At 42.1% G+C, this 12,622-nt stretch carries 12 protein-coding genes; 10 read left to right on the forward strand and 2 right to left on the reverse strand.

All coding sequences use genetic code 11. The features are described from left to right. Positions 1-111: 111 nt before the first annotated feature. The 7 genes from CXF93_RS16485 to CXF93_RS16515 all read left to right on the forward strand — a co-directional run bounded on the left by CXF93_RS16485 (position 112) and on the right by CXF93_RS16515 (position 7,373). Positions 112-732: a PolC-type DNA polymerase III gene (locus CXF93_RS16485; protein ID WP_101063625.1), complete on the forward strand. Its 621-nt coding sequence runs from the start codon at positions 112-114 to the stop codon at positions 730-732. 393 nt (positions 733-1,125) lie between these two features. Then, positions 1,126-2,688, forward strand: a complete 1,563-nt coding sequence (locus tag CXF93_RS16490) for an AbgT family transporter (RefSeq protein WP_101063626.1) — start codon at positions 1,126-1,128, stop codon at positions 2,686-2,688. A gap of 171 nt (positions 2,689-2,859) precedes the next feature. Further along, the gene (locus CXF93_RS16495; RefSeq protein WP_255418850.1) at positions 2,860-3,066 is read left to right on the forward strand and encodes a fatty acid cis/trans isomerase; all 207 of its coding nucleotides are present in this window, start codon (positions 2,860-2,862) and stop codon (positions 3,064-3,066) included. Positions 3,067-3,184: 118 nt separating this feature from the next. Continuing rightward, entirely contained in the window at positions 3,185-4,162 is a 978-nt protein-coding gene (locus CXF93_RS16500) for a hypothetical protein (RefSeq protein WP_101063627.1), read from the forward strand. Between the two features lie 61 nt (positions 4,163-4,223). Then, the gene (locus tag CXF93_RS16505) at positions 4,224-5,114 is read left to right on the forward strand and encodes a DUF350 domain-containing protein (protein ID WP_101063628.1); all 891 of its coding nucleotides are present in this window, start codon (positions 4,224-4,226) and stop codon (positions 5,112-5,114) included. A gap of 131 nt (positions 5,115-5,245) precedes the next feature. Beyond that, the gene (locus CXF93_RS16510; protein ID WP_101063629.1) at positions 5,246-6,994 is read left to right on the forward strand and encodes a polyamine aminopropyltransferase; all 1,749 of its coding nucleotides are present in this window, start codon (positions 5,246-5,248) and stop codon (positions 6,992-6,994) included. A 70-nt stretch (positions 6,995-7,064) separates the two neighbouring features. Further along, positions 7,065-7,373, forward strand: coding sequence for an S-adenosylmethionine decarboxylase family protein (locus CXF93_RS16515; RefSeq protein ID WP_101063630.1), 309 nt, complete (start codon positions 7,065-7,067; stop codon positions 7,371-7,373). 44 nt (positions 7,374-7,417) lie between these two features. Here CXF93_RS16515 and CXF93_RS16520 read toward each other — a convergent pair whose 3' ends face one another. Next, entirely contained in the window at positions 7,418-8,185 is a 768-nt protein-coding gene (locus CXF93_RS16520; protein ID WP_101063631.1) for a TSUP family transporter, read from the reverse strand. Between the two features lie 132 nt (positions 8,186-8,317). Between CXF93_RS16520 and CXF93_RS16525 the strand changes: the two genes are divergently transcribed. Further along, positions 8,318-9,202 carry a LysR substrate-binding domain-containing protein gene (locus CXF93_RS16525; protein WP_101063632.1) on the forward strand — a complete coding sequence of 295 codons (885 nt, stop codon included), beginning with the start codon at positions 8,318-8,320 and terminating at the stop codon, positions 9,200-9,202. A 25-nt stretch (positions 9,203-9,227) separates the two neighbouring features. Here CXF93_RS16525 and cra read toward each other — a convergent pair whose 3' ends face one another. Beyond that, positions 9,228-10,211, reverse strand: a complete 984-nt coding sequence (cra, locus tag CXF93_RS16530) for a catabolite repressor/activator (protein WP_101063633.1) — start codon at positions 10,209-10,211, stop codon at positions 9,228-9,230. A 299-nt stretch (positions 10,212-10,510) separates the two neighbouring features. Between cra and fruB the strand changes: the two genes are divergently transcribed. Beyond that, positions 10,511-11,653, forward strand: coding sequence for a fused PTS fructose transporter subunit IIA/HPr protein (gene fruB / locus CXF93_RS16535; RefSeq protein ID WP_101063634.1), 1,143 nt, complete (start codon positions 10,511-10,513; stop codon positions 11,651-11,653). Beyond that, positions 11,653-12,618 carry a 1-phosphofructokinase gene (gene pfkB, locus CXF93_RS16540; protein ID WP_101063635.1) on the forward strand — a complete coding sequence of 322 codons (966 nt, stop codon included), beginning with the start codon at positions 11,653-11,655 and terminating at the stop codon, positions 12,616-12,618. The genes fruB and pfkB overlap by 1 nt, the downstream gene beginning before the upstream one ends. Positions 12,619-12,622: the final 4 nt, after the last annotated feature.

Raw genomic sequence — 12,622 nt, forward strand, 5'->3', positions numbered from 1 at the left:
CCCTCTTATAAAACAGCTATTACCCCTAGTGTAGACATAGATCGCTTGTGTGAGCATACTGTTTTATACTTCACGACCAGCTTATAAGTTATAACGAGAGAGAAAGTAGCAATGATAGTGAACGCTGATACCCTTATTATATTGGATTTCGAGACCACTGGATTATCTCCTGATATGGGTGATCGCGCGATTGAGATCGGAGCGGTAAAAATTGAAGACGGCAAGATCACTGGGCGCTTTCAAGAGTTGATGCATCCAGGCCGTCGTGTTAGTAGCTTTATTGCCGATTACACAGGTATCACCAATACCATGCTCGAAGACGCCGCCCCTTGTGAAGAAGTCATGCACCGATTTGCTGATTTTATCCAAGGTTACAATTTAGTGGCCCATAATGCCTCATTTGATAAGCGCTTTTTAGACGCTGAATTGACACGTATTGGTCGCGGTTATGATGGTGAATTTAGTTGTTCACTGCTGGTGGCAAGACGTATTTTTCAAGATGCCCCGAGTCATAAATTAGGTGAGTTAATTAAATATACCAATATCCCGTCAGACGGTGGTTTTCACCGTGCGCTATTTGATTCGGAAATGACCACTAAACTCTGGTTGGTGATGTTAGATGAAATGAAATCACGTTATAGCTTAGCCTGCATTCCTTTTCCGTTGGTACAAACGTTAGCTAAAACGCCAAAAAAATCAGTAGATAGTTTCTTGCGTCGTTATAATCAATAATTGCTGCGCCGAGTTGATGAGGATATGCAATTTCAGCTGACGTAACACTGCATTGGATACAGTAGTTTTACATGCTTATTATTTCAATGTACTAAATACCACTAATAAATGATGGTTAATCATACAAGTCAAAGTGTCAGGTAAATAATTTACACTGCTTTAAATAACTTCTTTGCTAGATGTAAATATCGGTATTGTTGATATAGTAGAGTTATGTAACACTTTGATTGATTTGAAAGTATAACTGAAGAATATAATACTCAAGTACCTATTTTGTAATATCTATGTGCTTTTCGATGACGTAACTGGCCTCATTATGCTCTTGTAAATCCCCACTATTTAGCTATTATTTTTGCTTTTAAATCGCACGTAGTGATTAACGGTGGAGTAATAATGAGTAAGCAAGCAGTGGCAAAAATACCAGGGAAACCCTCTGGGGCAATGGATAAATTCTTGAATTTAATTGAACGGGCTGGTAATAAAATCCCAGATCCTGCCATTTTATTCTTCTGGGGATTAGTCATCGTTTGGCTATTGTCAGCGTTATTTTCACAGTTTGATTTTGGCATGATCCATCCGATCACTGGCCAAGCTATTGAGATTAATAATTTACTCACTGGGCAGTCACTGGCCTCTTTCCTCGCTAATATGGTGACCACATTTACCAGTTTTGCGCCGTTAGGCATTGTACTGGTCTCTATGCTAGGTCTTGGTGTTGCAGAAGCGTCAGGCTTTATTAATACCGGTTTGAAGAAAATGCTTAACTTCACCCCAGCTAAGTTATTAACACCTATGTTGATTTTAGTGGCAATCATTTCACATACCGCGGCTGATGCTGGTTATGTGTTAGTGATCCCTATGGGTGGTGTGATCTTCCATGCGGCAGGTCGTCATCCGTTAGCGGGTATTGCCGCTGCATTCGCTGGTGTATCTGGTGGTTTCTCTGCTAACTTTATCCCATCGGGTATTGATCCACTTCTGGCTGGCTTTACGCAATCAGCTGCGCAAGTATTAGACCCTGCTTATGTTGTTAATCCACTGGCAAATATTTTCTTTACTGGCTTATCTTCAATCCTAGTGGTGTGTGTCGGTTGGTATGTAACAGAGAAAATCATTGAGCCTCGACTTGCAGCTACGCCTGTTGATGAGAACGCAGAAGAAGCGCCTAATTTAGCTGTGTTATCGACAGCAGAATCAAGAGCATTTAGCTATGCGGGTTGGACTATGGTAGCGGGTATCGTGGCATTAATTACTGCACTCTATCCTGAAGCATCACCATTGCGCTCGCCTGAAGGTGAATTAACGTCATTTAGTGCGCCGATTATGCAATCAATTGTGCCGCTTATTTTTGTACTGTTTATTATTCCGGGTATCGTTTATGGCCGTGTTTCTGGTTCGTTCAAATCAGGTGATGATGTAATTAAAGCCATGGCTGCTACGATGGGCACTATGGGTGGTTATATCGTGATGGCATTTTTCTGTGCACAATTCCTATCTGCATTTAGCCAATCAAATTTAGGTACCTTACTGGCGTTATCTGGTGCTGATTTATTGAAATCAATGGATATGCCAGGACAAATCACTATTGTTGGTATGATCTTATTGACGGCATTTGTTAACTTATTAGTCGGCAGTGCTTCAGCAAAATGGGCATTAATCGGTCCAGTACTTGTGCCTATGTTAATGGCGGTGGGCATCTCTCCTGAATTAACCCAAGCGGCTTATCGTGTTGGTGACTCAGTGTCTAACATTATCTCACCATTAATGGTGTTCTTCCCGCTAGTGGTTGTTTACACACAACGTTATATGAAGAGTTCAGGTATTGGCACGTTGGCAGCATTAATGATGCCTTATTCTATCGCGATGTTAATCGCCTGGACAATATTCTTACTGGGTTATTGGGCACTTGGTATCCCTCTAGGTATTCAAGCACCTTACACTTATAGCATGGGCTAGTTGCGCTAACGCGCTAAACAAAGCACCTGATATAATAGATTGCGTAATGCATATTAAAGCCAATTTAATTTAATAGTTGAATTGGCGTTTATGTTTTTTGATAGCTATTTTTAAGTTTGTTGATACTAACGCGAGCAAATAATAGCGTAACTTGTTTTATAACTTGGCTCGATAGACGCTACACTATCACTCACATTTTTTGCTCGTTTAGCGGCAATGAAAACAGCCGCAGATTATACTGCTTGGCTAGATGATTATGGTGTTAGACGCTCTGACCCTCGATTCTGGCCACACAGTGATACTATCCAAACCTTAAATCAACAGTTACAGCCTATTAACGCCGGTTTATTAGATTACAATCGTTTACAAAATAGGTAATTTACCACGCTATAACCAGTTGATTTTTTGATGCTTAAAACGTACAGTAGCAAGATGTTAGAAAGCCAGATGATGGCGTAATTATATTAGAGTCGGCAGGCAAAATAGGTGACCATCTATGTCAATGATTAAACCATGGAAGTTAATAAGTCTGTTATTTATTTTGCAGCTGTTAGCGGGCTGTGAATCGAAACTTGAACAAACGCAAACGACAATTAACCAACAAGTAGCCAGTGTAGAAAGCAGTCTTAGCAGATTAGGTTCTACCATTGAAACCGGCTCTGTTCGCAATGCCAGATTGTTGACTGAGTATGCACAAGTTTTAAAACAACAAAAACCAGAACTGGCTCGTATCGCTGATTTGATTGCTGAAGATGCAACGCGAAAGGGGCCTTTATATCAGAATCTTGCGATGCGATTGAATGATGTAAAAGCACAGACTGTAACGTTAGATAATTCAGGACCTTTGCTGGATGAGCTAATGCGTATTGAAGAAGCCGCCAAACCAAGCTTGTTTAATGATGCATTAACAGATCCCATTAACGTGTTAGCAGACATGTCTGACGGCCGACTTGCTCGAGTCGGTGCAATTAGCCAATTTGCTGAAAAAAGTGCCGGTGATGGTGCTGATTACGGCGCAGGTAGTCAGATGGTCGGCAATCCCAACTATGGTGGTTGGCAAAGCGGTAGCAACGGCACCAGTTTCTGGCAGTGGTACGGTATGTATCGCATGCTGGGTGATTTAACCGGTCGTGTTGGTTACTCGAATTGGAGTCAAAATCGTCGTTATAGTTACTACAATGACCATGGACGTTCACGTTATACCAGTCCAAAACAGAGTGTAAAGCAAGCGGCTGTTGAAACGAGAACCCGTAAATCATTTCAGCGTAAAGGCCAGTCATTTAGCTCGCCTTATGCGAAAACACGTGCTGGCTCTGCTGGCTTGAGTCGTTCTAGTTATACCCCAACGAAAACGGTGAGCAGTTATTCTAAACCGAAAAAGTCGTTCACTAGCAGTAATAAAGCGACCAGTCAGACGGGGACATTTCGTAATAGTGGCAGCCGTACATCACGTGGTGTCCGTCGCGGTAAATAGATGCTTTGAGCAAGATAGATAGCCTTGAGCAAATAGAAAGAACAAGTTATGGAGATTGAGTATGTACGAGTTTGATGGATTGACTATGTGGACGACACAAGCACTGGTTATTGACTTTATTGTCATCATTGCGTTATTTGTGAGTTTAAAAATGATCAAAGGCTGGGTATCAAATTTACATGCCAATGATGAAATCGCCAAACGCGATAACTTTGCCTTTGGTATTAGTTTCGCCGCCGGTTTAGCTGGACTTGCAATTGTATTAACTGGCGTCACCAGTGGCGACTTTGCGGATTCATTATTTGAAGAAGCAACTCAAATGCTGGGTTATGGCTTATTAGCTATCGCGTTAATTAAAGCCGGTCATTTTTTCCAAGATAAAGTGACACTGCAAAAAGTCAGTCTGCACGATGAGATCGTAAAAGGTAACGTCACGGCGGCCTTCGTTGATTTTGGTCATATTGTCACTGTCGCGATTGTGGTACGTTCTGCGTTGATCTGGGTACTAACGGAAGGTTGGCATGGATTACCTGTCGTGGTTGCTGCGTTTGTTGTTGCCAACATCATTATGCTGCTAGTGAGTAAATACCGTGTACGTTTATTCAAGCGTACGGGTGATTGTCTACAGCAACTTATCTTAGACGATAACTTGGCTGTTGGTATCCGTTACTCTGGTTTCTTGATCGGTTCTGGCTTAGCTATTACCGCGGCAACCGGTCTCGCACCTTATGCTGCTGATAATATCACCCTTAGCCTGACATATTGGGCATTCTCCGCGATTGTCAGTGTGGCTATCTTCGCTGTGTTACAATTGATTACCATCAAAGTGATCTTATCTGGTATTGATATTGCTGATGAAGTTATTCGCCAAAAGAATATCGGTGTTGCAGTGATCTCGGCAACGGTATCATTCTCAATCGGCTTAACAATGGCAACCTTACTTGGTAGCTAATGCTTCGTTAAGATAATCTCTTTATCTAAGTCATCGATATGGCTCAAATTCGATAATTTGCAGCAGTTTTTCTTATACTGTTGATGTTATTGAGTTTGAGCTTTTTAAATTAAACTACAGTAAGGCATTGTGTGGAACCCTCAGTTGTAAATAGTGATAATAAAGCCCAGCAAGCACAACAGCGTAAACGTTCATTATGGTTTCACGATGCGTTATTAATTTCGGTGATGATCATTCTTGCTGGCTGCGGCTTGATCTATGAATATTTGCTTTCGCATTATGCGGGCAGGATATTAGGTTCTGTCGAGAGTGCTATTTATGCCATGATCGGTACCATGATTGTGGCGATGGGCATAGGCGCATTTATGGCGCGTTGGTTTAAAGATGCCTTTACCGCATTCGCTTGGTTAGAAGCCCTGATCGCCTTAATCGGTATGAGCTGTATTTTAATTATTTCAGCGATGATCGCTTTAAGTTATAGCTTGCCACAGTTATTATCGGCGACGTTTAACTTACCCAGTAACGTAGTACTCGATGGTTACCTGCCACAACAGCTAGAAAAAATAGCTAAATTCATGCCTTATGTATTCGGTTTAGTGCTAGGTATCTTTATTGGTATGGAGATCCCGTTGATTGCCCGCGTGCGCCAACAAGTGTATGGCCGATTTTTAGAAAATAATGCCGGTACTATTTACGGTGCTGACTATATCGGTGCTGGTATTGGCGCGGCTATTTGGGTGTTGATCATGTTATCGTTACCGATTATGGAAGCGGCGGCATGGACGGCATTATTTAATATTATTGCTGGTTTAGCATTTTTATGGCGTTATCAAGATAAGATCCGTTGGGCGAAGTTGTTGTTTGTCTGCCATTTATTATTAATTGCATTATTCGCGGTTATTCTTACCTTAGGTACAGGTTGGTTAGCGCAATTAAGTAGTGTGTTGTATAAAGACAAAGTGATTTATTCCCAATCGACAAAATATCAACATGTAGTGGTGACGGAACGTTATTTAAAAAATCACGCTGAACCGGTGACAGATTTGTTCATTAACGGTCATTTACAGTTTTCCAGTGTCGATGAGCAGCTGTATCATGATTTGTTAGTTTACCCGGCAATGATGGCTTCTAATCGTCATGATAAAGTGTTGATTATTGGTGGTGGTGACGGTTTAGCCTTGCGTAATGTATTACGTTGGCCTGTTGAGGCGGTGACCTTAGTGGACTTAGATGCTGAACTATTAGCCCTGTTTGGTGCTAAGACTGTTGATTATGCGGCGCCAGAAGCGATTAAACAACGTATGTTGCGCTTAAATCAAGCGTCATTACAAGATCCGCGGTTAACATTGTTTGCTACTGATGCATTTTTACAAGTGGAAACATTGCTCGATGAAGGGGCTAAGTTTGATACCATCATTATTGATTTACCCGATCCAAATCACCCTGATCTGAATAAACTCTACAGTGATTTTTTCTATAATCAGGTGCGCCAATTGTTAGCGGCTGATGGTGCCTTAGCGATACAATCGACGTCACCTTATCATGCTCAAAAGGCATTTTTAAGCATAGGTAAGACGGTTAAAGAAGCGGGTTTTCTACACGTAGAACAGTATCAACGTAATATTCCGTCATTTGGCCAGTGGGGCTGGACGATAGCGACAACCCGCGGTAAATCAGCAAGTCAGCGTATTGCTGAATTCGATACCTTGCCTATACCATCTAAGTGGCTAAATAAGCAATTCTTGTTGGCGTCGTTTGTTTTCCCCGGTAATTTTTATGACAAAATGGACACGATTGACATTAACCGATTAGGCTCTGGGGTCTTGTATGACTATAATCGTGCGGCGTGGCAAACTGAGTCAGAACTGTATAAGAATTAGTTGCAGTGGATAATGATTGATACCCTGTGACTATGTTGTTTTAGTGTAATTTGAGTAAGTGAAAATAACGATGGAAGCAAAAATATATAATCAACGCTGGTGGTTAAGCTGCTGTGATAGTGAAGCACTTAAACGTGTGATTTCTGCAGACCTTGAGCATGCAGGTTTTAGCGTATTAAATTTTGTTGAGCATTATTTTCAACCGCAAGGTTATACCGCATTGTGGTTGCTAGCTGAAAGTCATGCTGCTGTGCATACTTTTCCAGAAGAAGGCAAGGCGTATGTGGAGTTATCAAGTTGTTCTGCGGCCTTATTAGCCAGCTTTGATACGCACTTGCAAGCTGATGCCGAGCAGCATCAGTGGCAAGTCACTCCTTAAATAAGTACTGCTTAAATAGGCCTAACTATATTAAGACGCATACCTTAAGAAAAGAGCAGCTTTAAGCTCATGGCGATAGACATAGTCACCATCAAGGGTTTAATGATTTTAACGCCTTTGGATAATACTAAGCGTGAACCAAGTGTTGCCCCTAACGCTTGGCCTACCAACATAATGCCGCCAAGTGCCCACAATACTTTCCCGCCTAATGCAAAGAATAACAGTGACGCGATATTGGTGGTAAAATTTAGCACTTTAGCATGCGCTGTGGCTTTTGCTAAACCAAACCCTGCCAATGATACAAACGCCAACGCAAAGAAACTGCCTGTGCCAGGGCCGAAGAAACCATCGTATAAACCAATACCAAATGCGGCTGTAATAGCAAACAGGGTCGGTGTGAGTAACTGATGTTTATCTTCATCGGTGATTTGTTTGGATAATAAAAAATACCCACCGATAGCCAGAATAAGGAAAGGTAAAATGACTTCCAAAATACTGGGATCAATGGATTGGATGGCAATACTACCTAAGGCTGAACCAACAAAGGTACAGCCAATAGCGAACTTCATTTTCTTTATATCGACTAGGCCTTTACGAATAAAATAAACACTAGCAAAGAAGCTACCGCCACAGGCTTGCAGTTTGTTGGTGGCAAGCGCGGTTGCTGGAGGCAGGCCAACCCATAATAATGCTGGAATAGTCAGTAAACCACCACCGCCAGCAATCGCATCAATAAATCCGGCGACGACGGCGACTAAAAATAGCATACCAACAATTTCTGTTGATAATTGTAATGACATATCCAAAATCATAATGCTTTGCTCCTGCGTAATGTGAGAAGACAATATAATCTTATTTGCAGGTGTAGTGCAAAGGAGTTATCTTCTTTGTAGTGTGAGATAAACTCACTCTGTTTTTATTCCTTATTTAAAATGAGTATTTCTATGTATCCTAATCTACCGCCATTAAATGCCATGCGTGTTTTTGAATCAGCAGCGAGAAATGTGAGTTTTACGCTAGCAGCGAAAGAACTTTTCGTGACTCATGGCGCAGTGAGTAAGCAGGTGAAGATATTAGAGCAATATCTAGGGGTTAATTTGTTTATTCGTCAGCACCGCAAGTTAGTGCTTACTGAAGAGGCAAAACCTTATTTGATTAAGGTGCAGAGTGCGCTGCAAACAATTAATGGCGCGACGCAAGAACTTATATCTCAGCCGCAATTAGCACAACGTATCGCCATTAATGTATTACCGAGTTTAACCATTAACTGGTTAATTCCGAGCCTAGAAAACTTTAAACTCAGTCATCCGAATTTGTTTGTCGATCTGTCTATTGGTGATTTTGCGATTGATTTTAGCCAGCATCAATACGATATCGCCATACGCAGTGCGACGAAAAAGCCGCTGGGTTGTAATGTACTTAAACTGATGGATGAAGATCTTTGTCTGGTGTGTTCGCCACAACTGGCTAAAAAAATGACCTCACTGCAAGATATCAACAAGATGACCTTGTTAGAGCATACCTCTCGTCCTGGATTGTGGCGTCTCTGGGCTGATGATATTGGCATTGCCATTACCACAGATAACAAATTTGGTATGGAGCATTTCTATATGCTTAGTCAAGCGGCTGTGAGCAGTATGGGGGTGGCGCTTATTCCGCGGTTTTTTGTCAGTCAACAATTAACGGATGGTAGCTTAGTCATTCCATTTTCAGCAGGTTTTGTTAGCCCGTATAGTTATTATTTACTGACACCGACAGCCAGTCCATTACCGTTGAAAGTGCAGACTTTCATTGACTGGCTATTGCCTTTATTCGCACCGTATCGATAAGCTATTGGTGTTCGAACACTCGCTATTAGCGACGGATGATCTTACGGGACACAACTTCAATACCGGGGTGGTTGCGACCATTAGCCGCATTAAGCGCCATTTTTAACGCATGTTCGGCAATTAATTCAAATTGTTGCGGTAATGATTGGATCTTACTGGGTAAGAAATCCAATAACCGGTTATCACCAAAGGTCGCCAGTTTGGTGGTTGCCATTAAACTTGGGTTGCGTATCAAGCAATCCAGTACCCCTTCAAATAAGGTATACGAAGTGGCTAAGATAGCATCGGGAAATGTGCCCCTATCAATCCATTGTTGTACTTGGGCTTGACCTTGCTGTTGACTAAAATGATCACCGTAAGCGGTTAACGGCTTAATGCCATGACCATGCTGACTGATGGCTGATAAGAAGCCTTGTTCACGTTCTTTAGATATGCCCAGCTCAGGTACAGCGCCAACTAAACCAATAGAGTGAATATCGTCTGCTAATAAAGCTTGGGTTAACTCATAGGCACCCTCTAAATCTTCACTGATCACGCAGGCGAAAATCTCATCATCCATCGCCCGGTCAAGGCCAATAACCGGTACACCATTGGCTTGCACTGTCCGATAATAGCTGTGTTCAGCGGGTAGGGCACTAGCCACTAATAAAGCATCGATACGACGACTGAGCAAAGTCTCTGCAACTTTCATCTCGGTGTCTGGATCATCATCAGAGCATGAAATGATTAGCTGATAACCGGCTTTACGAGCATCACGTTCAAGTAATTTGGCTAGTTTGGCATAACTGCTATTCTCTAAATCAGGAATGATTAAACCAAGCGAACGGTTACTGCCGCCGCGTAACGATTGCGCAGCATGATCAGGGCGGTAATTATGCTCATTAACCACCGCCATTACTTTCTGCTGGGTCTTTTCGCTAATGCGGTACTTACTGGCTTTACCGTTAATCACATAACTGGCAGTGGTACGTGATACACCTGCTAATTTGGCTATTTCATCTAATGTCATGATTATTTCATCCCTAATCTGTGCGCTTGCTCAAAGTTTCTTAAATGATCTGTTATTGAAAATTGTAATCAGCTAAGAAACACTTCACTATACTAGCTGAAAGGTTTCAGCAATGCCATTTATAATCATTTTGTCATCACTGAAGCCTTTTTTACAAACTAATTGCTGAAACGATTCAGCTACCTATAAAGTAAGTAGTAAGCAAGTCCTAAGTAAGCAGTAATTGGTAAGCAAATAATAAACACATCAACGTCGTGTTATTACCTACGATATTATTTACAGAAGTATGGAGTAAAGTTATGTTGTCACTGTCTTCGAATGACATTCAATTAAAGCAATCGGCGCCGAACAAACAGCACGCCATTAAAGCCCTTGCGCAAAGCTTGGCAAATAAAACATACGTTGAAGCAAGTTATGTCGACGGGATGTTAGCGCGTGAAGCGCAGCACTCTACATATCTAGGTAATGGTATCGCTATCCCGCATGGGACCGTTGATACACGTGAATTGGTCAATAAAACCGGTGTGCAATTACACCATTACCCACAAGGCGTTGATTGGGGCGAGGGGCAAACTGTTTACCTGGCGATTGCGATTGCGGCTAAGTCGGATGAACATCTGGCTATTTTAAAACAGCTTACTCATGTATTAAGTGCAGATGGTATCGAGCAGCAACTACAGCAATGCGACAGTGCAAAAGCGATTATTGCCTTGCTTGAAGGTAATAGTCTTGAAGGTAAGCAGCAATCTGCCACGTTATTAACTGCGGAGTTGATACAGCTGGATTTTCCTGCGCAAGATCTATCCCAATTGACCGCTGTCGCTGCAGGGTTACTTAAGCATCACCATTGCATTGATAATAACGGTGTTGCTGATGCTATTACCACACCAGCATGCCATCTTGGTCAAGGTTTATGGTTAGCGAGAACTAGCAAAGCAGTAACCACTACCGCAATCTCATTTGTGACGCCAGAACAAAGCTTACAGCAGAATATTTCAGAGCCGAATAGCTTAGCTGTTAAAGGCTTACTCATGCTAGCAAGTGCTAACAATCTACATCTAGATAATATGCAGTGTGTGGTCGATTTAATTTATAACCAACAAGTGAGCCAGTTATTTAATGCGGACGCTGACACCATTATTGGTTTATTAACAGAAGTGCAGCCAAGTGGCATAACAGCAACATTTACCATTCATAATAGTCACGGTTTACATGCCAGACCAAGTGCCATGTTGGTGAATATTACCAAGCAGTATCAGGCTGATATCCAAGTTACCAATGCGGCGGGTAAATCAACCAATGCGAAAAGTTTGATGAAACTAATGTCGTTGGGCGTGCATTGTGATGAAGCATTAACATTTACTGCGGATGGTACAGATGCGGAACTCGCACTCAAAGCCATAGGTGAAGGTATCGAAGCTGGATTAGGTGAAGGTAAATAATGACCATGAAATTAACAAATTTAAAAGTCGTCACTGTGACGTTAAACCCAGCATTAGATTTAACTGGGCATTTACAGATATTGACTACAGGCACGGTAAACCAAGTGCAACACTGTGCATTAGAGCCTGCGGGTAAAGGCGTTAATGTTGCGAAAGTATTAGCGGAACTTGGCGCAGAAGTGACTGCTACGGGTTTCTTAGGTGTTGAGAATCAAGCGCCGTTTGGTCAATTGTTTGAACGTAGTAATATCAAGGACAAATTTATTCGCGTGCAAGGCGCTACGCGTATCAACGTTAAATTAGTCGAATCGAGCAGTCAGGTCAGTGATATTAACTTCCCTGGTGTGAGTGTGACAGCGGCTGCGATTGTTGAGTTTGAAACCATGCTCGCTAACTTATCGCTTGATCATGATGTATTTGTGATGGCAGGCAGTTTACCGATTGGCGTGACACCAGAGCAATGTGCTAAATGGATCACGCAGTTACAGCAAGCGGGTAAAAAGGTATTTTTTGATAGCAGTAATGCTGCGCTGAGTGCCGGTATTGCAGTGCAGCCTTGGCTGATCAAACCCAATGATGAAGAGTTGGCACACTGGGCTAAAGATGCTAGAGATACTAAAGGCGCCGCAATGGCGGACAAGAGTTTAGTTGAGATCGCAGAGCAGTTATCAAGTACTGGTATCACTAATATCGTGGTATCGCTGGGCGCTGAAGGTGTTATGTGGCTAAACCATGAAGGTTGGTTACAGGCTAAACCACCTAAAATGGACGTAGTGAGTACCGTTGGTGCGGGTGACACCTTAGTCGCAGGTATGTGCTGGGGACAGTTAAACAACTGGGATAAAAAACAAACATTAGGTTTCGCGACTGCGTTATCAGCATTAGCAGTGACACAAGTGGGTGTTGGCGTTAAAGATATAAATGAAGTGATCACGATGAGTGAACGCATCACTATTGGCGAATAAAGGA

Source organism: Moritella sp. Urea-trap-13 (assembly GCF_002836355.1).
GTDB lineage: Bacteria > Pseudomonadota > Gammaproteobacteria > Enterobacterales > Moritellaceae > Moritella.